Raw genomic sequence first — 22,275 nt, forward strand, 5'->3', positions numbered from 1 at the left:
TGCTCGTCATTGGGCAAAATCCCGCCGCATCAGCGCGTACGTCTTTTCCCGGTACGGAAACCGATCGACCGTTCGCCAGCCGATCCGGGCATAGAGCGCTTCCGCACTGCGCGTGTAGAGCCACAGGGTCGGGACGCCGAGGGAGCGGGCTTCCGCCTCCACCGCCGCGACGAGCCGCACGGCATGGCCCCGCCCCCGCGCCGGCGGGGCGACGTAGACGCCGGCGAGCCACGGGGTCAGGTCGGGACGCGGATCGAGGTCGTGGGCGGCGAGGCTCGCCATGCCGACGGGCTCGTCGTCGGCCAGGAGCACGCAGGTGCGGGGCATCGGGCCGGGCGCGGGCACGGCCTCCGCCGCCGTCACCTCGGCGAGGGAGCGGCCCTGCCCCTGCAGGAAAGCCTCCCAGCGCCATCGCGCGGTGACGGGCACGAGGTCGGGCCGCTCAGTGGTGGTGACGAGCGCGAGGGGCATGCGGCGATTCCCGAGAGACCGTCCCGTCCATCGCCCGGCCTGGGGCGCCGCTCAAGCCCGGGACGGCTCGCGTCAGTGCCAACCCTGGCCGAACCGGCCGGTGGAATGCATCAGCGTGTGCCCGCATTCGAGGCAGAGGTAGCGGGTCTCGACGCCGCCGCCGAACGCCTCGACCACAGGGGTCGAGGCCACTACCATCAGGCGGGCATGGGGCCGCTCGTCCCAATGCGCGCGCATCTGCCCGCAGCAGGCCCGGCAGGCCGCGTCGTCGTCGCTCATCGGCGGCGGCGTGTGGCGGGTTTGGAAGCTCTGCTGCGCCATGGCAAATCGGTCTCGTGACGGCATCGGTCTCGGGCGCGGGGGCTGACCCGGGCCGATCCCGGGGCGGATGGCCCTCCTGACCCCGTGGGATCAGCAAGAACGGGACCGTACGGAAGCTCCGCCGCCGGTCCGAACACAGCCAAGCCTATCCGGCCTCGCCGGTCGGATCGAACGATAGCATTGTTGCGGCGGATTGCGGCAAGACTGCGCGGCGGCACGGGGGTCGGCTCTCGCCGAATGGCGGGCGAGCGGTGGCGACGCCGGCCTGCGGCGGCGGCGCGCAGGAACCGTGACCGGAAGCGCAGGTTGTGTCGATGCCGGACGGGCTTGTCCGGCACGACACGTCACGGGAGGTCCGCGCGGGTGCAGCGTCGCCGCATCGCCGTCTGGCTCGCAGCGGCGGCACTCGCGTCCGCCGCGGGGTTGGGTCTCGCAGCCTGGCGGCCCGCGCTCCCGCCCGGCGGTCCCAGCCCGGCCGAGACCGCGCCGGACCTGGTGCGCCAGGGCGCGGTCCTCGCCTCCCTCGGCTACTGCGCCTCCTGCCACACCGCGGAGGGCGGCCGGCCCTATGCCGGCGGCCGCGGCATCGCCACGCCGTTCGGCACGATCAACGCCACCAACATCACGCCGGATCCGGAGACCGGGCTCGGCCACTGGACGCTCGCCGCCTTCACCCGGGCGATGCGCGAGGGCGTCGACCGCGACGGGCGCCACCTCTACCCGGCCTTCCCCTACACGCATTATGCCGGCCTCTCGGAACCGGACATCGCCGCCCTCTACGCCTTCGTGATGACCCGGGAGCCCGTACGGGCGGAGGCGAAGGCCAACGCCCTGCCCTTCCCCCTGTCCTGGCGCCCGCTGATCGCCGGCTGGAAGCTCCTGTTCGTCCGGACGCCCACGATTCCGGGCGCGACCGCCCCGGCCGATCCCCGCCGCGATCCCGAATGGCACCGCGGCGCCTATCTCGCCGAGGCCTTGAGCCATTGCGGCGCCTGCCACACGCCGCGCAACTGGCTCGGCGCCGAGATCCGGTCCAGGGCCTATGCGGGGGGCGTGGCCGACGGCTGGTGGGCGCCGCCCCTCGACCGCTCCTCGCCCTCGCCTTTGCCCTGGAGCCGGGACGACCTCGCCCGCTACCTCGCCGACTGGGACCCGCTCCACGGCGGCGCCGCCGGCCCGATGCGCCCGGTGGTCGACGCGCACCGGGCCGTCCCGGCGGGCGAGATCCGGGCGCTCGCCGCCTACGTGGCGACGCTCTACGGGCCCGGCCCGGACGGCAGCCGCACCGGCCCGGTCGACCGGGCGGTCGCCACCGAGGCTTCCGCGCTGACGCGGGGAGCGGCGACCTATGCGGGCGCCTGTGCGGTCTGCCATGAGAGCGGCGGCGGCGCGGCGGGCGGCGTGCCCTACACCACGCCCTCGCTCGGCCACCGCACGACCCTGCGGGCGCCCGATGCACGCAACCTGATCCTCGTGCTGCGCGACGGCATCGCGCCGCGGGACCACGCCCCGGGGCCGATCATGCCGGCCTACGGCACCCTGCTGACACAGGCCCAGATGACCGATCTCGCCGCCTACCTGCGTGCCCGCTTCAGCCCGGACGGGCCGTGGCCGACGCTCGACGCGACGGTGCGCGACGTGATGCGGGACGCACGACCGCGTGATCCGCAGACCCGAGATCCCTCGCCCCGTGCCGCGCGGGCCGGGCCGAGCCCGTGACGAGGAGCCGCCGATGCCGAACCTGACGGTGAACGGCCGCACGCACGCCGTCGCGGCCGAGCCCGAGACCCCGCTGCTCTACGTGCTCCGCGACGAGCTGGGGCTCAACGGCGCCAAGTTCGGCTGCGGGCTCGGCCAGTGCGGCGCCTGCACGGTGGAGGTCGAGGGCCGGGCCGTCCTGTCCTGCCTCACCCCGATCGGGGTGCTGGAGGGCCGGCCCGTCACCACCGTCGAGGGGCTGGGAAGCCCGGAGAATCCGGGCCCGCTCCAGGCCGCCTTCATCGCCGAGAACGCGGCGCAATGCGGCTATTGCATCGCCGGCATGGTGATGCGGGCCCACGCCCTGCTGAAGGCCAACCCGCATCCGGACGAGGCCGAGATCCGGGCGGCCCTGCGGCTCAACCTGTGCCGCTGCGGCACCCACATGCGGATCCTCGCCGCCGTGGCGCGCGCCGCCGGACGCGAAGCCGATCATGGGCCCACCACCACGGGGGCGGCGCGATGACCGCGTTCACCCGCCGCACGCTGCTCGTCGGCGGCGCGCTCCTCGTCGGCATCGGCCCGGAGCGGACCGCGCTTGCCGCCGACTCCCCCAGCAAGTTGCCCGGCAGCCTGCCCGAGGCGCCGCGGATCGATGCCTGGATCCGCATCGGCGAGGACGGCGCGGTCACGGTGCTGACCGGCAAGGCGGAACTCGGCCAGGGGATCAAGACGGCGCTGATCCAGGTCGCGGCGGAGGAGCTCGGGGTCGCCCCGGACTCCGTGCGCCTCGTCACCGCCGATACCGAGCTGACCCCGAACGAGGGCTACACCGCCGGCAGCCACTCGATGCAGGATTCGGCCACCGCGATCCGGCACGCCGCCGCGGCGGCCCGCGCCCTCCTCACGGAGGCCGCCGGGCGCCGGCTCGCCGTGGCGCCCGAGACCCTGACCGTGGCGGGCGGCGCGGTCGCCGCCCCCGACGGTCGCCGCCTCGCCTTCGGCGAGATCGCCGCCGAGGTCGCGCTGGATGCGGACGTGCCGGCCAGCGTGCGGCCGCGCGATCCGGCGACCTACGCGATCGTCGGCCGGCCGCTGCCGCGGGTCGACATTCCCGCCAAGGTCGCGGGCGGCGCGGCCTATGTCCAGGATATCCGCGCCCCCGGGATGGTCCATGCCCGGATCGTGCGGCCGCCCCGCCCCGGCGCGCGGCTCGTGGATGTCGATGCCGCCGCCGTGGCCACCCGGCCCGGGGTGGTCCGGATCCACCGCGACGGGAGCTTCCTGGCGGTACTGGCCGAGCGGGAATACGCCGCCGTCACGGCGATGCGGGCGCTGGCGCAGGTCGCGGTCTGGCAGGGCGGCACCCCGGTGCCGGAGCCCGACGCGCTCTTCACCGACCTCGCCAGTCGAGATGCCACGCGGAGCGTGATCCACGAGGCGGGGACCGGCGCTCCGGCGCCCGCCGGGCGGCGGCTCACCGCGCAGTACCGCCGCCGCTACCAGATGCACGGCTCGATCGGCCCGTCCTGCGCCGTCGCCGAGTTCGACGGCGACCGCCTCACCGTGTGGTCGCACGCGCAAGGGATGTTCCCGCTGCGCAAGGCGCTCGCCGAGATGCTGGCCCTGCCCGAGGACCGGATCCGCTGCATCCATGTCGAGGGGTCGGGCTGCTACGGCCATAACGGCGCCGACGACGCGGCGGGCGACGCCGCCCTGCTGGCGAAGGCCCTCCCCGGCCGGCCGGTGCGGGTGCAGTATACCCGCGAGCAGGAGCACCTGTGGGAACCCTATGGCGGCGCCATGCTGACCACGGCCTCGGCGGCGCTCGGGCCGGACGGCCGCATCGCCGACTGGGACTATGCGGTGCGCAGCCCGACCCACCTCACCCGCCCGCCGGGCGCCGGCCAGCTGCTCTCGGCCCGGATGCTCGAAACGCCCTTCCCAGCGCCGCCGCCGAAGGCCTTGGCCCAGCCCGAGGGCGGCGGCGACCGCAACGCGATTCCGCTCTACCGCCTCCCGCGGGCGCGGGTGGCGCACGATTTCGTCACCGACATGCCGCTGCGGGTTTCGGCCCTGCGCAGCCTCGGCGCCTACATGAACGTGTTCTCGATCGAGAGCTTCCTGGATGAGCTCGCCGAGGCCGCGGGCGCCGATCCGGTCGCGTTCCGGTTGCGCCATCTCGACGACCCGCGCGCCCGGGCGGTGATCGAGGCCGCCGCCTCGCGGTTCGGCTGGGGCACGATCCTGCCGAAGAATCGGGGCGCCGGCTTCGCCTTCGCCCGCTACAAGAACCTGGCCGCCTATTGCGCGCTCGCGGTCGAGGTGGCGCTCGAGCGCGAGAGCGGCCGGGTCCGGCTGGTGCGGGCGCAAGCCGCGGTCGATGCCGGGGAGGTCGTCAACCCGCACGGGATCCGCGACCAGATCGAGGGCGGGATCATCCAGGCGATGAGCTGGAGCCTGTTCGAGGCGGTGGGCCACGACGCCGAGGGCCCGACGAGCCGCGACTGGAGCACCTACCCGATCGCCCGATTCCCCGACGTGCCGGACCGGATCGACGTCCACCTGATCGACCGGCCCGGATCGCCCTTCCTCGGCGCCGGCGAGGTGGCGCAGGGCCCGACCGCCGCGGCGCTCGCCAACGCGATCCGGCAGGCGGCGGGCGTGCGCCTGCGCGAGTTGCCGATGCGGCCGGAACTGGTGAAGGCCGCGATCGGCGTGTGAGAGCCAGGCCGCCGCCTCAGGCCGCCACCTCAGGCCGCCACCTGCCGCAGGAAGCGCTCGACCTCGGCGTCGAGCCGCCCGGTGAGGTCGTCGACCTCGCGGGCAGCGGCATCGACCGTCCCGGCGGCGCCGGCGGTCGAGCGCGATGCGGCGAGCACCGTGTCGAAGTCCCGCGCCATCGCGCACGATGCTTCCGCCGCGCCGCCGGCGCTGCGGGAGATCTCCCGCGTCGCAGCCCCCTGCTGGGTCACCGCGGAGGCGATGCCGGCGGTGGTCTCGTCGATGCGGTGCATGCGGGCGCGGATCCGCGCCAGGGCGCCGGCGGTCTCGTCGGTGGCCGCGCGCAGGCCGTCGACCTGCCGGGTGATCTCCTCGGTCGCCTTCGCGGTCTGGCCGGCGAGCGCCTTGACCTCGGCGGCGACCACTGCGAAGCCGCGGCCGGCGGCGCCCGCCCGGGCGGCCTCGATCGTCGCGTTCAGCGCCAGCAGGTTGGTCTGGGCGGCGATGGCGTCGATCAGCGCCACCACGTCGCCGATCTGCGTCGAGGCGCGGACCAGCTCGCCGACCCGTCCGTCGGCCGCGACGGCCTCGGCGAGGGCCGAGGCGGTGCTGTCCTGCGCCCGGACCACCTGGCCGGTGATGTCGGCGACCGAGGCCGACAGCTCCTCGGCGGCGCCCGCCACGGTGGCGACGTTGCCGGAGGCGGCCTCGGACCGGGCGGAGGCCGCGGTGATCGCGCCCTCGGCGGCCTGCGCCTGCACGGCCATCGCGCCGGCCCGCTCGGTCAGCGCCGCGACGCGTCCCCCGAGGGCCGCGACCAGGGCGGCCACCTCGCCCCGGAAGGCGGCGATGGCCGCGTCGCGGGCGGCGCGCCGGCGCTCCGCCGCCTCGCTGCCGCGCCGGCCCTCCGCCTCGAGGGTCCGGGCGTGCCGGCTCGTCTCGCATAAGGATTCGAGCGCCTTGGCGACGGCGCCGATCTCGTCGCCGCGCCCGGCGTGGCGGATCGGGGCGTCGAGATCGCCGGCGGCGAGGCTCGAGACCCGGGTCGCGATGTCGACGAGGGGACGCACCAGGCGGCGCGCCGCCAAAGCCGCCACCAGGCAGGCGAGGAGCGCGATCGCTCCTGCCGCGAGGGTGACGGTGCGCATCGTCGCCGCATAGCCGAGATAGGATTCCTCGACCGGTACGCCGACATAAAGCGCGCCGTTGACGCGGCCCCCAGCGTCGCGGGTCGGCTGGTAGAGCGTCTGGAAATGGCGGCCGAACAGGATCGCCTCGCCCTGGAAAGCCTCGCCGCGGCGCAGGGCGGCCTGCGCCGGGCCGTCGGGCGCGAGCGGCGTGCCGACCGCACGCTCGCCATTCTCCCTGCGGATCGTCGTCACCCGGCGGATGAAGGTGTCGCGCGCGGGGTCGTAGGCGAACACCGTGGCGCTGCCGCCGACATAGGCGACCGCATCGTCGACCACCGTGCTGTCGGCGAAGGCGGTCAGACCGGGCGCGGTGACCGCCGCGACCCGCCCGTCCGCGATCGTCGCCGTGGCGCCCGGCACCCGGCCGGCAAAGACCAGGGCGAGGGTGCGCCCGTATTGGTGCGTCCGCTCCAGATCCTGGCGCTGCAGATCGCTCCAGATCTGGCGCGAGGCCGCCACCCACATCGCTGCCGTCGTCACCACGATCGCGCACGCAACGATGACGACCACCTTCGTCGTCATGCCGAAGCGGTTCTTCATGCCCATTCCCCTGTTTCGGGAACCGGGTAGGCGAGACATGTTGACGATTGGTATCGCTAGACCGGCCGCCGGCGCCCGAAGACGCTGCCGGCACACTAGAGTCCAAGACAGTACTGATGCGATGCTTGCGCGTTCGGTCGTGTCAGCGCAAGAATGATTGCCGATGGGCCATGATGCGGCTGCGGGTGACGGGCATGTTCCGCAGTGCCGCGCATGTCGATGCGGCGACGCGATACTCGATGGGAGTTTCCAGGCCTCGCCTGGAGCTTCGAACGACACCGGGATCGCGGCCGGCGCCATCCGCCAGGCCGGTGACATTCGGCGGGGTGCGGCCGGACGGCTGCCAGGGGCGGCCCGGTCGCGGGCGGCATGCCGTTCTCCGGTCGGCCGGCATCTCACCCCGGCTTACCCCACCCGGCGTCGGACGGCCCTCGTCCCGGCCGGGTCGGGCGGAAGGCGGGGCCCCTGCCCCGCCGCACCATCGACCGTCTCGTCGCTCCACGCCTCCGGCGCGGTAGACCTCAGGCTGTCTTCTTCGCCCGCGCCGTCGGCGCGGTAGACCTCAGGCCTTCTTCTTCGCCCGCGCCTTCGGCGCGGGCTTGGCGGCCGCGACCACCTCGGCCTCGGCCTGGCGGGCGAGGCGCAGGGCCTTCAGGCGCGCCGTGTTGTCGTCCCGGTTGCGCTCCGCGTTGGCGAGATCGGCCCAAGCCTGCGCCGCCATCTCGGCCTGCATCTGGGCCCGCGCCGCGCGGGTCTCGGCCTGTCCGCGCGCGGTGCTGTCTTGGGTCGCCATGACGTCATCCCTCTTGCGAGGCGCGGGCGGGCCGCGGCCTCGGAGGGCACCGGGTCGAACGGGCCGCCGAGTGCGGTCCGCCGCCGGCGCCAGACATTCATGTAGGGCGCGGCGGTGATTTGTCATGCTCTCACGACCGACCGGCGCCGAACGCGGCCCGCGGAGAGGCGGCGCCCCGCCTCAATGGAGGTTCGGGCTGTCGTGCCGGGGCTCCTCGGGCGCGTCCCCGGCCAGGGCCTCGGCGAAGGGGAATTCCAGCACCACCTCACCGGCCTCGTCGGTCACCACCAGGCTCGCGGCGAGCAGCCGGTCCTGGTTCTTCGGGTCGTCCATCATCGCGCGGATGATCGAGCGCGAGGCCTCCCAGGCGTGATCGGGATCGCGCAGCTCCTCACCGTTCAGGTCGGTGATGACGTCCTCGCCGATATGAGTGTTGAAGAAGTATCGGGGCATGGGCAGTCCTTCCCAGCGAACAGTGTGTGTGCAGGTGGCTCTACCTGCCCTGTTTGTTCCCTCCGTTCCAGTCCCCTCACCGGGGGTTACAATGCCGATTCCGGTCTGTTCACTGGTCCGGGAACGGGGATCGGCCTTTTCGGCGCAGCTCTGACCGCGACGGGGCACGGGCAGGGCCGGGAGGTGCCGCAGGATCGCCGGGGTCCCCCCGAAAGGCGGTCGGGACGCCGGGGGGAAGCCGGCGAGAGGCCTATTGCGCCGGCCCCGGATTTCGGGCTTCCTTGAGGTCAGGGACTCCGCCGAAACGCCCATCGTCGCATAAGGGTGTCGCGCGGTCTCCCGCATGGGAGCCCGAGACGTCCGATGTTCTGGCGCATGGTCAACTGGAACCGCAGACCCGATCCCCCCGCGCTCATCGGCGGCTTCGATCCGGTCTATTACCTCGGCAAGAACCCGGACGTCGCGGCGGAGGGGTGCGATCCCCTCGACCACTACCTGTATTTCGGCTGGCGCGAGGGTCGGGACCCATCGGCCGAGTTCAGCACCAGCGGCTACCTCTCGGCCAATCCGGACGTGGCGCGGGCTGGCGTCAATCCTCTGCTCCATTACCGCGAGCACGGCCTCGCCGAACGCCGCCGCGGCTGGCAGAAGCCGGGCGCCTGATCGGCGGACCGGCGCCCGGCGCCACAGCAGTGTTCGGGACGAACCAGTCCGCGCGTCGTCGGACGATGCGCGGGGGCAGGCGCCGTCGCTCAGCTGCCCCGGTAGGTGCTGTAGGAATAGGGCGCGATCAGGAGAGGCACGTGGTAATGGTCGAGCCCCGGCCGGACCACGAAGCGCACCGGCACCTCGTCGAGGAAGTCGCCGGCCCCCGCATCGCCCGCGCCCGCGAAATAGGCGCCGACCGCGAAGACCAGTTCGTAGGTGCCAGGCCGCAGCGACTCGCCCGCGAGCAGCGGCGCGTCGCAGCGCCCATCCGCGTTGGTGAGGGTGCGGGCGACCTCCTCCCGCACGCCGTCCGTGATGCGCCAGAGTTGCAGGGCCACACCGGCGGCCGGGCGGCCATGGGCGGTGTCCAGCACATGGGTCGTCAGGCGTGGCAGGCTCTGGCTCGACATGATCGGTCTCCGGTCTCGGGGGATGCAGGACGTGGGCGGTGCAGGACTCGTGAGGTGCTTGAGGGCTGCCGTTCGGTCAAGCGTGGCTTGACCGGCCCCGGCCGGTCCGCGCAGCATGCGGCCTCACCTGCCGGAGTCTCGCATGGCCACGCTTCTCCTGCGCAACGCCGACCGCGTCGTCACCATGGACGAGGCGCGGCGTGAGATCGAGGGCGGCTTCGTGCTCCTCGCGGACAACCGCATCGTCGCGGTCGGCGGGCCCGAGACGCTGCCCGAGAGCGCCGACACGGTGATCGATCTGTCCGGCCACGTGCTGCTGCCCGGCCTGATCAACACCCACCACCACATGTACCAGTCGCTGACCCGGGCCGTGCCGGCGGCGCAGGATGCCGACCTGTTCGGCTGGCTGAAGGCGCTGTATCCGATCTGGGCCCGGCTGACGCCCGAGATGGTGCGGGTCTCGACGCAGACCGCGATGGCCGAGCTGATGCTGTCGGGCTGCACCACCTCGAGCGACCACCTCTACCTCTATCCCAATGGCTGCCGCCTCGACGACAGCATCGAGGCCGCCGACGCGATCGGCCTGCGCTTCCACGCCGCCCGCGGAGCGATGAGCGTCGGCGAGAGCGCCGGCGGCCTGCCGCCCGATGCGCTGGTCGAGGACGAGGCCGCGATCCTCGCCGACACCCGCAGGCTGATCGAGACCTGGCACGATCCGGCACCGTTCGCGATGCGCCGGATCGTGGTGGCGCCGTGCTCGCCGTTCTCGGTCAGCCCGGGTCTGATGCGGGACGCGGCCATGCTGGCCCGCGCGTACGGCGTCTCGCTCCATACGCATCTGGCCGAGAATGAGGACGACGTCGCCTATAGCCGCGAACGCTTCGGGATGACGCCCGCGGACTACGCCGCCGATCTCGGCTGGGTTGGGCCGGACGTCTGGCACGCCCACTGCGTCAAGCTCGACGAGGCCGGCATCCGGCTCTTCGCCCGCACCGGCACCGGCGTCGCGCACTGCCCGTGCTCGAACATGCGGCTCGCTTCCGGCATCGCGCCGGTGCCGCGGATGCGTTGCGAGGGCGTGCCGGTCGGACTCGGCGTCGACGGCTCGGCCTCGAACGATGGCAGTCATCTCTTGGGCGAGGCGCGCCAGGCGATGCTCCTCGCCCGGGTCGGCCACGGCCCCGCCGCGATGACTGCCCGCGCGGCCCTGGAACTCGCGACCCTCGGCGGCGCCCGGGTGCTCGGACGCAACGATATCGGGGCGCTCAAACCCGGCATGGCTGCCGATTGCGTCGCCTTCGACCTGCGCGGCTTGTCCACCGCGGGCGCCCTGCACGATCCGGTCGCGGCGCTCGTGTTCTGCGCACCGCCGGGCGTGGCGCTCAGCGTGATCAATGGGCGGATCGTGGTGCGCGAGGGGCGGCTCACGACGCTGGATACGGGCGTGCTGGCCGAGGATCACAACGCGCTGAGCCGCCGGCTGATCAACGGGGAGTAGCGGCCCGGGTCAGTGTCCCGCCAGCGCCCGATCGACCGCCGCCTCGGCATGCAGCGCCGTGGTGTCGAAGAGCGGCACCGGGCTGTCCTCGGGCCGTACCAGCAGCATGATCTCGGTGCAGCCGAGGATGATTGCCTCGGCGCCCCGCTCGACCAGCCGGGCGATGATCGCGCGATACGCCTCGCGCGAGGCGGGCTCGACCCGCCCCCGGACCAACTCCTCGTAGATCACCCGGTGCACCGCGGCGCGGTCGTCGGCCTCCGGCACCAGCACGTCGAGGCCGTAGCGCGCCGCGAGGCGGCCCTTGTAGAAGTCCTGCTCCATCGTGAAGGCCGTGCCGAGGAGCCCGACCCGGCGGATGCCCGCGGCGCGGATCCGCTCCGCCGTCGGGTCGGCGATGTGCAGGAGCGGCAGGCCGATCGCCGCCTGCACCGCGTCGGCCATGCGGTGCATGGTGTTGGTGCAGATCACCACGAACTCGGCCCCGCCCCGCTCCAGCCGCCGGGCGGCCTCGATCAGCGCGGCCGTCGCCTCGTCCCAGCGTCCGGCCTGCTGCAGGGCCTCGATCTCGCCGAAATCGAACGACCACAGCAGGCAGCGGGCCGAGCGCAGGCCGCCGAGACGGGCGCGCACCGTCTCGTTGATGATGCGGTAGTACTCGGCCGAGCTCTCCCAGCTCATCCCGCCGATCAGGCCGATGACTTTCTGCTGCATTCCAGCCTGCCCTGCTCGCGGAGATCCCTCGATCGTCATCCCGGGGCGGCGACAGCGGAACCCGGGACGATCCTGTGAGGTGGCGCCGGGAGGGCCGATCGACCCGGCCCGGCGCCGCCCCCTACTTCGCCAACGCCGCCAGGATCCGCGCCCAGCTGCGCGTGCCCTTGTGGAAGCTCTGCAGATCGTACTTCTCGTTCGGCGAGTGCACCCGGTCGTCGTCGAGGCCGAAGCCGACCAGCAGCGTGTCGAGGCCGAGCGTGCGCTTGAAGTCGCCGACGATCGGGATCGAGCCGCCCGACCCGATGGTGACCGGGGCGCGGCCCCATTCCTCGGCGAGCGCCTGCTTGGCGGCCTCGAGCGCCGGCATGCCGTGGGGCAGCGCGAGCGCCCGCGAGCCTTTGTGGGTGATGACCTCGGCCGAGCAATCGACCGGGATGCGAGCCGCGACGAAGGCGCGGAAGTTGCGGTCGAGGGCCTCGGGATCCTGGTCGCCGACGAGGCGGAACGAGATCTTGGTGCTGGCCTGCGCGGCGATCACCGTCTTGGTGCCCTCGCCGGTATAGCCGCCGATGATGCCGTTGGCGTCGCAGGTCGGGCGGGACTGGATCTGCTCGATCAGCATCCGGTCGCGCTCGCCCGCCGGCCGGTTCAGCCCGACGGTGCCGAGGAAGCTCTCGGGCGTCAGGTCGAGGCCGCGCCACTGCTCCAGCACCTCCGGCGGCGTCTCGTGCACGCCGTCGTAGAAGCCCGGTACCGTCACCCGGCCGTCCTCATCGTGCAGGTCGGCGATGATGCGCGAGAGCACCCGGATCGGGTTGGCCGCCGCGCCCCCGAACAGGCCGGAATGCAGGTCGCGGTCGGCGCAGCGGACCGTGACCTCGAAATAGGCCAGCCCGCGCAGCGACGAGGTGATGGCCGGGGTGTCGCGGTCCCACATGCCGGTGTCGCAGACGAGCGCGACGTCGGCCTTCAGCTCGTCGCGGTTCGCCGCCACCCATTCGGGCAGGAATTGCGATCCGTTCTCCTCCGCCCCCTCGATCAACAGGGTGACGCCGACCGGCAGCTCGCCGTCGATCGCCTTGAAGGCGCGGCAGGCCTCGACGAAGGTCATCACCTGGCCCTTGTCGTCGCAGGCGCCGCGCGCGCTGATGACCGTGCGGCCGTCGGGGAGCGTCGCCATCCGCGGCTCGAAGGGCGGCGTCTCCCACAGCTCCAGCGGATCGACCGGCTGCACGTCGTAATGGCCGTAGAACAGCACGTGCGGCGCGCCCGGCTTCGGGTAATGGGCGAGCACCACCGGGTGGCCGCCGGTCTCGCGCAACGACGCGTCGAAGCCCATGGCGGCGAGGTCGCCCTTCAGCCATTCGGCGGCCTTCCGGCACTCCGCCGCGAAGGCCGGATCGGTCGAGATCGACGGGATGCGCAGGAAGGCGAACAGCCGCTCCAGGGAATTGTCGAGGTCACGGTCGATGTCGTTGAGAATCCGGTCGGGCGCGGCCATGCGGGGTCTCCGGTCTGGCCGGGCCCTCAGTCGGCCCGGCGCTCAGGGTGCCATCACTAGCGCAGCGGGGCGACGGCCAGAAGCGGTGAGGTGCGGGCGACGGGCGGCGGTGGACGCATGGCGCTCCGAGGTTTGCACGGGGCACCCTCTCCCCTTCGGAGGGGGGAAGGTTTCCCGCCTCGCGTCCCGCAGGCGACCGCCCGCCCACATCCCCCGATACTCCCTTGGGGAACGTCCGCACACTGGAACGGTTATCGGGTATGCCGCCCGGCCGGGGGCCGCGCGCCCGCTCTCGGCGCGCGCCGAGGCCGGGCCTCTCACGATCGATGGCCAAGCCCATGCTCAGCGAAAGCGGCTCCTCCGCCCCACCGGAGACGATTCCGGTCACGCTTACGGTCAACGGGCAGGAGCGCCAGCTCCGGGTCGCGCCCTGGACCACGCTCCTCGACCTGCTGCGCGAGGAACTCGACCTCACCGGCACCAAGAAGGGCTGCGACCACGGCCAGTGCGGCGCCTGCACGGTGATCGTCGACGGCAAGCGGATCAATTCCTGCCTGGCGCTGGCCGTGCAGAAGGACGGCGCCCACGTCACCACCATCGAGGGCCTGTCGACGGGGAGCCTGCACCCGGTCCAGGCCGCGTTCGTCGAGCACGACGCGTTCCAGTGCGGCTACTGCACCCCGGGCCAGATCATGTCGGCGGTGGCGCTGATCGAGGAGGGCCGGGCCCGCTCGCGCGACGAGATCCGCGAGCACATGAGCGGCAACATCTGCCGCTGCGGCGCCTATTCCAACATCGTCGATGCCGTCGAGGACGTGCTGAAGAACAAGGGCTCGTCCTTCCGGGAGGCCGCGGAATGAACCGGTTCGAGTATACCCGCGCCGGCACCGTGCAGGAGGCCGTGCAGGCGCTGGCCGCCGATCCGGCGGCGCGCTTCATCGCCGGGGGCACCAACCTCGTCGACCTGATGAAGTACAATGTCGAGCGGCCAGGCCGTCTCGTCGACATCACCCGGCTGCCGCTCGACGAGATCGTCCAGCACGCGGGGGGCCTGCGCCTCGGCGCGCTGGTGCCCAACGCCACCGTCGCCTACGACCCGCTGGTCAACGAGCGCTATCCGCTGCTCGCGAGCGCGCTGCTGGCCGGCGCCTCGCCGCAATTGCGCAACGCTGCCACCACCGGCGGCAACCTGCTCCAGCGCACCCGCTGCTATTATTTTTACGACGAGGGCACGCCCTGCAACAAGCGGGAGCCCGGCAGCGGCTGCCCGGCGATGACCGGGGTCAACCGGATCCACGCGATTCTCGGCGCCTCCGACACCTGCATCGCCACCCACCCCTCCGACATGTGCGTGGCGCTGGCGGCGCTGGACGCCGTTGTGCAGGTCGAGGGACCGGACGGCCGCCGGTCCATCCCCTTCGCCGAGTTCCACCGCCTGCCGGGCGACGAGCCGCAACGCGATACCACGCTCCAGCGCGGCGAGATCGTGCTCTCGGTCGACCTGCCGGACGAGGATTTCTCGACGCACTACACCTACCTGAAGCTGCGTGACCGGCTGTCCTACGCCTTCGCGCTGGTCTCGGTGGCGGCCGTGCTCGAGATGGACGGCGACACGATCCGCACCGCGCGCCTGGCGCTCGGCGGCGTCGCCCACAAGCCCTGGCGCAACGCGGAAGCCGAAGGCCGCCTGCAGGGCAAGCCGGCCACGCCGGAGACCTTCCGCGAGGCCGCGGACGTGATCCTGGCCGAGGCCCGGCCCTACGCCCACAACGCCTTCAAGGTCGAGCTGGCGCGGCGCGCCATCGTGCGGGGCCTGTCCCAGGCCGCCGCCGGCACGCCGCAATCCCAGACCGACAAGCGCATCGCCTGAGGTAACCCATGGCCACTCCCTCCCGCTACGTCGGCACCGCGCAGAGCCGGCTCGACGGTCCCGCCAAGGTGACGGGCGCCGCCAAATACGCCGCCGAGTTCACCGCCCCCGACCTCGCCCACGGCGTCGTGGTGTCGAGCGCCATCGCCAAGGGCCGCATCACGGCGATCGACACGAGCGCCGCCGAGGCGGTGCCCGGCGTGATCAAGGTGCTGACCCACAAGAACAAGCCGCGCACCGCCTGGCTCGACTACAATTACCAGGATCAGGTCGCGCCCCCCGGCTCGCCGTTCCGGGCGCTCAACGGGCCGGAGATCGTCTATGGCGGCCAGCCGGTGGCGCTGGTGGTGGCGGAGAGCTTCGAGCTCGCCCGCTACGGCGCCAGCCTGGTCAGGGTGACCTATGCCGAGGAGGTGCCGAACACCGACCTCAACAAGAATCGCGACGCCGCCTACGTGCCGCCGAAGAAGCGCTCCGGCATCAAGCCGCCGCCGGACCCGCGCGGCGACGCCGCGGGTGCCTACGACACGGCGCCGATCCAGCTGCGCCAGGAATACAAGCAGGCGATCGAGCACCACAACCCGATGGAGCCGCACGCCTCGACGGTGGTCTACGAGGGCGACGGCAAGCTCACCATCCACGACAAGATCCAGGGCGTGAACAACACGCAAGGCTACGTCTGCGGCGTGTTCGGCCTGAAGCCCGACAATGTGCGGGTGATCACGCCCTACGTCGGCGGCGGGTTCGGCTCGGGGCTCCGACCGCAATACCAGCTCTACCTCGCGGTCGCGGCGGCCCTCGATCTCAAGCGCTCGGTCCGCGTGGTGCTGACCCGCGACCAGATGTTCACCTTCGGCTACCGGCCGGAGACGTTCCAGACCGTGGCGCTGGGGGCGGACAATGACGGGCGCCTCCAGGCGCTGACCCACGACGCGGTCGCCGGCACCTCGACCTTCGAGGATTACCAGGAGGCGGTCGTCAACTGGTCGGGCCTGCTGTATCATTGCCCGAACGTCACGCTCGACTACAAGCTCGCCAAGATCGACACCTACACCCCGTCCGACATGCGGGCGCCGGGGGCGGTGACCGGCATCTTCGCCCTCGAATCGGCGATGGACGAACTCGCCTACGCCACCGGAATCGATCCGCTGGAACTACGCTTGCGCAACTACGCCGAGCGCGACGAGGGCGAGGGCAAGGACTTCACCTCGAAAGCGCTGCGCGCCGCCTACGAGCAGGGTGCGGCGCGGTTCGGCTGGTCGAAGCGCAAGGCGGAGCCGCGCGCGATGCGCGACGGGCGCGAGCTCGTCGGCTGGGGCATGGCGACCGGCGTGTGGGAGGCGATGATGATGCAGTCGAGCGCGAGCGCCACGCTCACGCCCGACGGCAAGCTCGAACTCGCCTGCTCGACCGCCGATCTCGGCACCGGCACCTACACCATCCTCAGCCAGATCGGCGCCGACGCGCTGGGCCTCGACCTCGATCACGTCACGACCCGGCTCGGCGACACCGCGCTGCCTGAGGCGCCGCTCGCCGGCGGCTCCTGGACCGCGGCTTCCTCGGGTGCCGCCGTGCAGGAGGCCTGCCGCAAGGTGGCGGACACGCTGCTCGGTTACGCCCGCGGCATGGCCGATTCGCCGCTCGCCAACGCCGATCTCGCCCACGTCACCTTCGCCGACGGCGAGATCCGGCTCCAGAGCAACCCATCGCGCAAGGTGACGATCGCCGAGGCGATGCGGGCCGGCGGCGCCGAGACGGTGGAGGCGACGGGCAAGGTCAAGCCGAGCATGCTCACCAACATGCGCTTCTCGGCCTACACCCACTCGGCGGTCTTCGCCGAGGTGAAGGTCGACGAGGAACTCGGCGTGGTCCGGGTGACGCGGGTGGTGAGCGCCATCGCGGCCGGCAAGATCCTCAACCTCAAGACCGCCCGCAGCCAGATCCTCGGCGGGGTGGTGATGGGGATCGGTGCCGCGCTCGAGGAGGAGTCGATGGTCGACCACAACCTCGGCCGGATCATGAACCACAATCTCGGCGAGTACCACGTGCCGGTGAATGCCGACATCCACGACATCGACGTGATCTTCGTCGACGAGCACGACGACAAGGTCAGCCCGCTCGGCGTCAAGGGCCTCGGCGAGATCGGCATCGTGGGCGCCGCCGCCGCGGTGGCGAACGCGGTGTTCCACGCCACCGGCAAGCGGGTACGCGAGCTGCCGATCACCATCGACAAGATCCTCGGCTGACCCATCTCGTCAGCTGAAGGGGAGTAAGGGCGGGGCCTCCACGGGCCCCGCCCTTCGCGTTTGCGACGGGAGCACCAGCATGGACGTCAACAGCGTCGCCGCCGGCGAGGTCGAGATCACCTACGAGGCCTCGGGGCCCGATATGGGCCAGCCGGTCCTGCTGCTGCACGGCTGGCCGGACGACCCGCGGACGTTCGACGGCGTGGTGCCGCAGCTGAACGCCGCCGGCTGGCGCACCATCGTGCCCTACTGGCGCGGCTGCGGGCCGACCAAGTTCCTGAATCCCGAAGGGCCGAAGACCGGCGAGACCGCTTCGCTCGCCGCCGACATCCTGGCCTTCATGGATGCCCTCGGCTTCTCCCGCCTGCCGGTGGTCGGGCACGATTGGGGCGGCCGCGTCGCCTACCTCTTGGCGGCGGCCCGGCCGCAGCGCGTCGCCTCGATCGCGGCGCTGTCGGTGCCGTGGGCGCCGGGCCGCATCGGCGTGCCGCCGCTGCCGCAGGTGCGGGCCTTCTGGTACCAGTGGTTCATGAACACCGAGCCGGGCGCCGCCTTCGTGCGCGAGAACCCGCTGGCCTTCGCCCGCGAGCAATGGGTGGCCTGGAGCCCGCCCGCTCCCTGGTTCAGCGACGAGACCTTCGGCAAGACCGCCCCGTCGTTCCAGAACCCGGACTGGGCCGCGGTGACGCTGAACTTCTACCGCTCGCGCTGGGGCGCCGACGCGCCGGACCCGCGCTTCGCCGACCTGACCCGAGAGGCGGAGGAAGCCCGCAGCATCGCGGTGCCGACCCTGGTGATCCACGGCTCCGCCGATACCTGCGTGCTGCCGGCCTCGTTCGCGGGCCAGGAGCAACACTTCACCGGGACCTACCGGAGAGTGGAGCTGGAGGGCGTCGGGCATTTCCCGACCCGCGAGGCGCCGGACAAGGTGGCCGAGGCGCTGCTGACGCATCTGGGCGAGGTCGGGCAGCACTGACGGCGCGCTCACCCGGCGGCATCACCCGCCGGGCGGGCGGCCCCGCATCCGCTCGGCCAGGAAGTCGACCAGGACCCGCACCCGCGCGGGCATCGCGGCACCGCCGACGAACACCGCGTGGATGCTTTCCCGGTCCTGCGGGTTGTAGGCTTCGAGCAGCGGGACGAGCTGCCCGCTCGCCACTTCCTCGCCGATATGGAAGGTGCCGACCCGGGTGATGCCGATGCCCTGGACCGCCAGCTGCACCAGGGTCTCGCCGCTATTGGCCGTGAGGTTGCCCCGGACCGCGAGCAGGACGTCACGGCCGTCCTCGCGGAACGGCCAGCCGGGCTCGATGCGCCGGAAGCTGAAATCCAGGCAATTGTGCCGCGCGAGATCGGCCGGAACCCGCGGCACGCCGGCCCGGGCGAGATAGGCCGGCGCCGCGACCACCATGCGGCCCGTCTCGCCGAGGCGGCGGGCGGTGAGCGGGCTGTCGGCGAGCGGCCCGAACCGGATCGCCACGTCGACGCGCCCGCCGAGCACGTCGGCGATCTGGTCGCTGAGATCGATCTCCACGGTGATCGCGGGGTACCGCGCGACGAATTCCGCCAGCAGCGGCACGACGACCAGGCGGCCATGGGCCGTGGCGGCGCTGACCCGCACCTTGCCGCGCGGCGAGGCCTGGTCGGCGATGGCGCTCTCCGCCTCGTCGAGATCGGCGAGGATGCGGCGCGCCGCCCGGGCATAGGCCTCGCCCTCCGCCGTGAGGTGGAGGCTGCGGGTCGTCCGCACGATCAGGCGCACGCCGAGGCGCGCCTCGATGCGCGCGACGATCCGGCTGACGGCGGACGGGGTCAGGCCCAGCGCCCGCGCCGCGCCGGACAGGCTGCCGGCCCGCACGATGGCGGCGAAGACCGCCAACTCCCCGGCCCGGTCGGGTGCGTCCCGCGGCATTCGTGACTCCAGCACACAGATCCTGGTCCGCGAGCCTGACTACCGCTCAGGGCACACGTCAAGACAATGCCGGCTCGGAACGAACGGGGAGCCTCCCATGACGATCAATCCACCCCTGCTGGCGCTCGCGATCGGCGCGTTCGGCATCGGGGTCACCGAGTTCACCCCGATGGGGATGCTGCCGGCCATCGCCTCCGATCTCGGGGTCTCGATCCCGGCGGCCGGCCTGCTGGTCAGCGCCTACGCTGTCGGCGTCCTCGTCGGCGCCCCCCTGATGACGCTGCTCTTCGCCCGCACGCCGCGCCGCACCTTCCTGATCGGCCTGATGGGCGTGTTCACCCTCGGCAACCTGCTCTCGGGACTGGCCGGCGGCTACGGGACGCTGCTCGCCGCGCGGGTCGTCACCTCGTTCAACCACGGCGCCTTCTTCGGCGTCGGGGCCGTCGTGGCCGCGGGGCTGGTGCCGCCGCATCGGCAGGCCTCCGCGGTCGCCGCGATGTTCTCGGGCCTGACCCTCGCGACGGTCGGGGGCGTACCGCTCGCGGCCTGGATCGGCGAGACGACCGGCTGGCGCATCGTCTTCCTCGGCATCGCGGCGATCGGCGGCGCGGCCATGCTGGCCTTGCGGCTCTCGCTGCCGCCGCTTCCGGTGGAGGCGGGCACCGACATGCGCGCGGAGCTCCGCGCCCTGCGGCACGGGTCCGTCCTCTCGGCCTTGCTGCTGACGGTGCTCGGCGCCAGCGCGATGTTCACCGTCTTCACCTACATCGCGCCGATCCTGCGGGTGGAGACCGGGGCGGGCTACGCCTTCGTCACGGCGATGCTGGTCGTCTACGGGCTGGGGCTCGCGGTCGGCAACTGGCTGGGCGGCCGGCTGGCGGACCGCTCGCTCGACGGGACGCTGCTCGGTTCGCTGGTGAGCCTCATCGTGATCCTGGTCCTGTTCGCGGCGGGCATGCGCTCGGAATGGGCCAGCGTGCCGCTGATCTTCCTGTGGGGGGTGGCGAGCTTCACCATCGTCCCGCCGCTCCAGATGCGGGTGGTGAGCGCGGCGGCCGCGGCGCCCAACCTCGCCTCCGCGATGAACATCGGCGCCTTCAACCTCGGCAATGCGATCGGGGCGGCGCTGGGCGGCGCCGTGATCGATGCGGGCCTCGGCTTCCCGGCCGTGTCGCTGGCCGGCGCCGCCGCGGCAGCCTCGGCCCTTGCCCTGCTGCTGGCCCTGCGCCGCGGACGGCAGCGCCCGGAACCTGCCCCGGCCTCGGCATGACCCTGCGGGATCCGTGGCCCGGTTCTTGATGAGACGGAATGTCCTACCGCCGATCCGGAGCGTCCCATGGATCCCGCGACCCTTCTGGCCTTCGCGGCCGCCTTCCTGGTCTTTGCCGCGAGCCCGGGCCCCGACAACATGACCATCATCGCCCGGACGCTCTCGCACGGGCCGGCCGCCGGCCTCGCCTACGGGCTCGGCATGGTGCTCGGCATCCTGGCCTTCCTTGTCCTCGCCGCGACCGGCCTCGCGGTCGTGGCGCAGGAGATGGGTGTCGTGATGACGGTCCTGCGCTACGCCGGCGCCGCCTATCTGGTCTGGGCCGGGATCCGGCTCTGGACCGCGGAGCCGGTGCTGCCGGCGGAGCGCGCGGGCACGCGGCCGGGCGTGGCGGCGAGCGTCCTGACCGGCCTCGCCCTCAACCTCGGCAACCCGAAGATGCCGTTGTTCTACCTCGCCCTGCTGCCGAACGTCGTCGGAGCCGCCCTCACCCCGGCGCAGGTCGGGATCCTGGCGGCGGTGATCCTCGCGGTGGAAGCCCTGGTGATCGGCGGCCATGTCGTTCTGGCCGGCCGGCTGCGCCGCATCCTGCGCACCCGGATCGCGGTCCGGCGGGCGAACCGCGTCGCCGGCAGTGTCATGGTCGGGGCCGGCGTGGCGGTGGTCGCGGCCCGCTGAGCCGTAAGGGGGGCCTTCCGCTCCGGCGCTCCTTCTGCGACGGAGCGGCGCCCGACCCGTCGCGAGCCCGCCGATGTCCCGTGCCGAACGCCTGCTCGACCTGCTCCAGGTCCTGCGCCGTCACCGCCATCCGGTCAGCGGCCGGCTCCTCGCGCAGGAAACCGGCGTCAGCCTGCGCACCCTCTACCGCGACATCGCCAGCCTCCAGGCGCAAGGGGCGCCGGTCGAGGGCGAGCCGGGCCTCGGCTACGTCCTGCGTCCCGGTTTCACCCTGCCGCCGCTGATGTTCCGCGACGAGGAAATCGAGGCGCTGGTCCTCGGGATGCGCTGGGTCGCGGGGCGGACCGACGGCCCCCTGGCGGCCGCGGCGGGCGACGCCCTGGCGAAGATCGCCGCGGTGCTGCCGGCGGAGCTGCGCGACCGGCTCGACGCCTCGACCCTGATGGTCGGCCCCGCCGGGACGGTGCCGGACGGCGTCGACCTGTCCGCCCTGCGCGGGGCCATCCGGGCCCAGCACAAGGTGGCGATCCGCTACCGCGATGCCGCCGGGGCCGGATCCAAGCGGGTGATCTGGCCCGTGGCCCTCGGCTATTTCGAGCGGGTGCGGGTCGTCGTCGCGTGGTGCGAGGCGCGGGACGATTTCCGCCATTTCCGTACCGACCGGATGGAGGCCCTGACCCTGACCGGCGAGCGCTATCCCCGCTCCCGCCACGCCCTGCTGCGCGACTGGCGGACGGCGCAAGGCATCGCACCCGCCGCGTGACGGCTGCTGCCGGAATCTGTCAGCGGGGTCGCCTAATCCCCGGGGCGTCGCACCAGACGGGAACCCCGACGATGCTCCAGCCGACCTATACCCTCCTCTACGTCGACGACCCCGTAGCGAGCGGCCGGTTCTACGCCGCCCTGCTCGGTCGTGCCCCGATCGAGGCTGCGCCGACCTTCGTGCTGTTCGCCTTCGAAGGCGGCCAGAAGCTTGGGCTCTGGTCCCGCCACAGCGTCGCGCCGGCCGCGACCGCCACCGGCGGCGGCGCCGAGATCGCCGTCACGGTATCCGATGACGCCGCGCTCGACGCCACGCACGCCGCCTGGGTGGAGAAGGGCGTACCGATCCTCCAGGCGCCGACCGACATGGATTTCGGCCGCACCTTCGTCGCCCGCGATCCCGACGGGCACCGCCTGCGGGTCTTCCGGCCGGGCTGAGCCCCTGTCCTTTTTCGTCCGCTTCCGGTCCGGACGCGGCCTTTCGGACGATGAGGCGGCGCCTATCCTGGCGCC

The 22,275-nt window shown here is 72.7% G+C and carries 22 protein-coding genes; 13 read left to right on the top strand and 9 right to left on the bottom strand.

Annotation, left to right across the window (positions count from 1 at the left end; all coding sequences use genetic code 11):
- Window positions 1-6: 6 nt before the first annotated feature.
- The gene (locus FF100_RS26445) at window positions 7-471 is read right to left on the bottom strand and encodes a GNAT family N-acetyltransferase (RefSeq protein ID WP_139038750.1); all 465 of its coding nucleotides are present in this window, start codon (window positions 469-471) and stop codon (window positions 7-9) included.
- Between the two features lie 72 nt (window positions 472-543).
- On the bottom strand, window positions 544-792 hold the full coding sequence (locus FF100_RS26450; RefSeq protein ID WP_246102391.1) for a hypothetical protein: 249 nt from the start codon (window positions 790-792) through the stop codon (window positions 544-546).
- A gap of 363 nt (window positions 793-1,155) precedes the next feature.
- On the opposite strand from FF100_RS26450, the gene FF100_RS26455 reads away from it, so the two are divergent.
- Genes FF100_RS26455 through FF100_RS26465 form a run of 3 tightly spaced genes read left to right on the top strand, consistent with a single transcriptional unit; the run spans window position 1,156 to window position 5,214 of the window.
- Window positions 1,156-2,511 carry a cytochrome c gene (locus FF100_RS26455; RefSeq protein WP_205825034.1) on the top strand — a complete coding sequence of 452 codons (1,356 nt, stop codon included), beginning with the start codon at window positions 1,156-1,158 and terminating at the stop codon, window positions 2,509-2,511.
- A 13-nt stretch (window positions 2,512-2,524) separates the two neighbouring features.
- Window positions 2,525-3,016, top strand: a complete 492-nt coding sequence (locus FF100_RS26460; RefSeq protein WP_139038752.1) for a (2Fe-2S)-binding protein — start codon at window positions 2,525-2,527, stop codon at window positions 3,014-3,016.
- Window positions 3,013-5,214 (top strand): xanthine dehydrogenase family protein molybdopterin-binding subunit, encoded by a 2,202-nt coding sequence (locus FF100_RS26465; protein ID WP_139038753.1) that lies wholly within the window; start codon window positions 3,013-3,015, stop codon window positions 5,212-5,214. Before FF100_RS26460 ends, FF100_RS26465 begins: the two co-directional genes overlap by 4 nt.
- A gap of 29 nt (window positions 5,215-5,243) precedes the next feature.
- On the opposite strand, the gene FF100_RS26470 is transcribed toward FF100_RS26465, so the two are convergent.
- From FF100_RS26470 to FF100_RS26480, 3 genes are all read right to left on the bottom strand, one after another.
- Window positions 5,244-6,944, bottom strand: a complete 1,701-nt coding sequence (locus tag FF100_RS26470; RefSeq protein ID WP_246102393.1) for a methyl-accepting chemotaxis protein — start codon at window positions 6,942-6,944, stop codon at window positions 5,244-5,246.
- A gap of 562 nt (window positions 6,945-7,506) precedes the next feature.
- Window positions 7,507-7,737: a hypothetical protein gene (locus tag FF100_RS26475; protein ID WP_139038754.1), complete on the bottom strand. Its 231-nt coding sequence runs from the start codon at window positions 7,735-7,737 to the stop codon at window positions 7,507-7,509.
- 180 nt (window positions 7,738-7,917) lie between these two features.
- Entirely contained in the window at window positions 7,918-8,190 is a 273-nt protein-coding gene (locus FF100_RS26480; protein WP_139038755.1) for a DUF6894 family protein, read from the bottom strand.
- Window positions 8,191-8,553: 363 nt separating this feature from the next.
- Between FF100_RS26480 and FF100_RS26485 the strand changes: the two genes are divergently transcribed.
- Entirely contained in the window at window positions 8,554-8,853 is a 300-nt protein-coding gene (locus FF100_RS26485; RefSeq protein ID WP_139038756.1) for a hypothetical protein, read from the top strand.
- An 89-nt stretch (window positions 8,854-8,942) separates the two neighbouring features.
- On the opposite strand, the gene uraH is transcribed toward FF100_RS26485, so the two are convergent.
- Entirely contained in the window at window positions 8,943-9,308 is a 366-nt protein-coding gene (gene uraH / locus FF100_RS26490; protein WP_171070337.1) for a hydroxyisourate hydrolase, read from the bottom strand.
- Between the two features lie 142 nt (window positions 9,309-9,450).
- On the opposite strand from uraH, the gene FF100_RS26495 reads away from it, so the two are divergent.
- Window positions 9,451-10,806 carry an 8-oxoguanine deaminase gene (locus FF100_RS26495; protein WP_139038757.1) on the top strand — a complete coding sequence of 452 codons (1,356 nt, stop codon included), beginning with the start codon at window positions 9,451-9,453 and terminating at the stop codon, window positions 10,804-10,806.
- 9 nt (window positions 10,807-10,815) lie between these two features.
- Here the strand turns inward: FF100_RS26495 and FF100_RS26500 are convergent, their stop codons facing one another.
- Window positions 10,816-11,520 carry an aspartate/glutamate racemase family protein gene (locus FF100_RS26500; RefSeq protein ID WP_139038758.1) on the bottom strand — a complete coding sequence of 235 codons (705 nt, stop codon included), beginning with the start codon at window positions 11,518-11,520 and terminating at the stop codon, window positions 10,816-10,818.
- 121 nt (window positions 11,521-11,641) lie between these two features.
- Window positions 11,642-13,024 carry a M20/M25/M40 family metallo-hydrolase gene (locus FF100_RS26505; RefSeq protein WP_139038759.1) on the bottom strand — a complete coding sequence of 461 codons (1,383 nt, stop codon included), beginning with the start codon at window positions 13,022-13,024 and terminating at the stop codon, window positions 11,642-11,644.
- Window positions 13,025-13,362: 338 nt separating this feature from the next.
- Between FF100_RS26505 and FF100_RS26510 the strand changes: the two genes are divergently transcribed.
- The 4 genes from FF100_RS26510 to FF100_RS26525 all read left to right on the top strand — a co-directional run bounded on the left by FF100_RS26510 (window position 13,363) and on the right by FF100_RS26525 (window position 18,116).
- Window positions 13,363-13,884, top strand: coding sequence for a (2Fe-2S)-binding protein (locus FF100_RS26510; RefSeq protein ID WP_139038760.1), 522 nt, complete (start codon window positions 13,363-13,365; stop codon window positions 13,882-13,884).
- Window positions 13,881-14,894 (top strand): FAD binding domain-containing protein, encoded by a 1,014-nt coding sequence (locus FF100_RS26515; protein ID WP_139038761.1) that lies wholly within the window; start codon window positions 13,881-13,883, stop codon window positions 14,892-14,894. The genes FF100_RS26510 and FF100_RS26515 overlap by 4 nt, the downstream gene beginning before the upstream one ends.
- 8 nt (window positions 14,895-14,902) lie before the next feature.
- The gene (locus tag FF100_RS26520; protein ID WP_139038762.1) at window positions 14,903-17,140 is read left to right on the top strand and encodes a xanthine dehydrogenase family protein molybdopterin-binding subunit; all 2,238 of its coding nucleotides are present in this window, start codon (window positions 14,903-14,905) and stop codon (window positions 17,138-17,140) included.
- Window positions 17,141-17,219: 79 nt separating this feature from the next.
- The gene (locus FF100_RS26525; protein WP_139038763.1) at window positions 17,220-18,116 is read left to right on the top strand and encodes an alpha/beta fold hydrolase; all 897 of its coding nucleotides are present in this window, start codon (window positions 17,220-17,222) and stop codon (window positions 18,114-18,116) included.
- Window positions 18,117-18,137: 21 nt separating this feature from the next.
- Here FF100_RS26525 and FF100_RS26530 read toward each other — a convergent pair whose 3' ends face one another.
- The gene (locus tag FF100_RS26530) at window positions 18,138-19,052 is read right to left on the bottom strand and encodes a LysR family transcriptional regulator (protein WP_139038764.1); all 915 of its coding nucleotides are present in this window, start codon (window positions 19,050-19,052) and stop codon (window positions 18,138-18,140) included.
- Between the two features lie 97 nt (window positions 19,053-19,149).
- Between FF100_RS26530 and FF100_RS26535 the strand changes: the two genes are divergently transcribed.
- From FF100_RS26535 to FF100_RS26550, 4 genes are all read left to right on the top strand, one after another.
- Complete coding sequence (locus FF100_RS26535; protein ID WP_139038765.1) at window positions 19,150-20,322, top strand: MFS transporter; 1,173 nt, start codon at window positions 19,150-19,152, stop codon at window positions 20,320-20,322.
- 66 nt (window positions 20,323-20,388) lie between these two features.
- A complete protein-coding gene (locus tag FF100_RS26540; RefSeq protein ID WP_139038766.1) occupies window positions 20,389-21,000 on the top strand; it encodes a LysE family translocator in 612 nt (203 codons plus the stop codon).
- 73 nt (window positions 21,001-21,073) lie between these two features.
- Entirely contained in the window at window positions 21,074-21,763 is a 690-nt protein-coding gene (locus FF100_RS26545) for a helix-turn-helix transcriptional regulator (RefSeq protein WP_139038767.1), read from the top strand.
- Window positions 21,764-21,834: 71 nt separating this feature from the next.
- Complete coding sequence (locus FF100_RS26550) at window positions 21,835-22,200, top strand: VOC family protein (RefSeq protein ID WP_139038768.1); 366 nt, start codon at window positions 21,835-21,837, stop codon at window positions 22,198-22,200.
- The last annotated feature ends 75 nt before the right edge of the window (window positions 22,201-22,275 follow it).

The organism is Methylobacterium terricola (assembly GCF_006151805.1).
Classification (GTDB): domain Bacteria; phylum Pseudomonadota; class Alphaproteobacteria; order Rhizobiales; family Beijerinckiaceae; genus Methylobacterium; species Methylobacterium terricola.